1 pseudogene is annotated in these 1,055 nt (G+C 63.8%); it reads left to right on the top strand.

What is annotated here, in order from left to right:
* A pseudogene (locus tag J8I34_RS34160) lies at positions 1-1,055 on the top strand (IS110 family RNA-guided transposase); the annotation flags it as partial.

The raw sequence follows: 1,055 nt of genomic DNA, 5'->3' as shown, positions 1-1,055 counted from the left end.
TCGAGGCGACCGGCAACACGATCGCCATCGCGAACGTGCTGACAGGTCATGTCGGCAAGGTGATTGTCGCCAACCCCCTGCAAGTCCGCCTGATCGCTGAAGCCCGCGTGAAGACGGATAAGATCGATGCGGCAATCCTTGCGCAACTCTATGCGAGTGGCTTCCTGCCCGAGGTGTGGATTCCAGACGAGGCCACGCAAGCGATGCGGCGGCAGGTGTCGCGCCGCGCCCAGATCGTGCGGCAGCGGACGCGGCTCAAGAATGAGATTCACGCTGTCCTGGCCGCCCATCTCATCGAACGGTGTCCCGCCACAGACCTGTTTGGCAAGAAAGGGCGGGCCTGGCTGAGCCTGCAGCCGCTACCCATGGACGAGCGCATCGGGATCGACCAGCGGTTGCATGAGCTCGACAGGCTGGCAGAGAATCTGCAGCAGGTTGAGCGCGTCCTGGCCCAATCCGCTATTCAGGACGACAGGCTGCGCAAGCTGCTGACCATCACCGGCATCAACACCACCGTTGCGATCGGATTGATCTCGGCCATCGGCGATATCGCTCGCTTTCGCTCGCCGGAGAAACTGGTCAGCTACTTTGGCCTCAATCCTTCGGTCTACCAATCCGGCTTGCAACCAGCAAAGCACGGACACATCAGCAAGCGCGGACGTTCCTATGCGCGTGCCATGCTGGTCGAGGCTGCCTGGGCCGCAGCCCAAACGGCCGGCCCCGTCCGAGCCTTCTTCCTACGTGTCCGGGATCGTCGCGGTCAGCAGATCGCGGCCGTTGCCACGGCACGCAAGCTGGCAATCATCGTCTGGCACGTCCTCACGCGTAACGAATCCTTCGCCTGGGATCGCCCGGCGCTCACTGCGCGCAAGACCCGTGAGCTGGAACTGCTGGCAGGCATGCCTGCGCGTCGCGGTAGCCGCAAGGGGTCTTGCCGCCGCCTACAATCTGAAGTCCGTGCGAGATCTGGAGCGTGCGGCCGGCGAGCAAGCCGAGCAGGCTTACCAACGCCTGTTCTCGCGCTGGAAGCAAGCGCGACCGCAGGCAAGTGCGGT

Origin of the sequence: Cupriavidus phytohabitans (assembly GCF_017815025.1) — a bacterium.
In the GTDB taxonomy this organism is placed as follows: Bacteria; Pseudomonadota; Gammaproteobacteria; order Burkholderiales; family Burkholderiaceae; genus Cupriavidus.
Note: the sequence above shows the minus strand (reverse complement) of the source record. Positions and strands in the feature narration are given on the sequence as shown.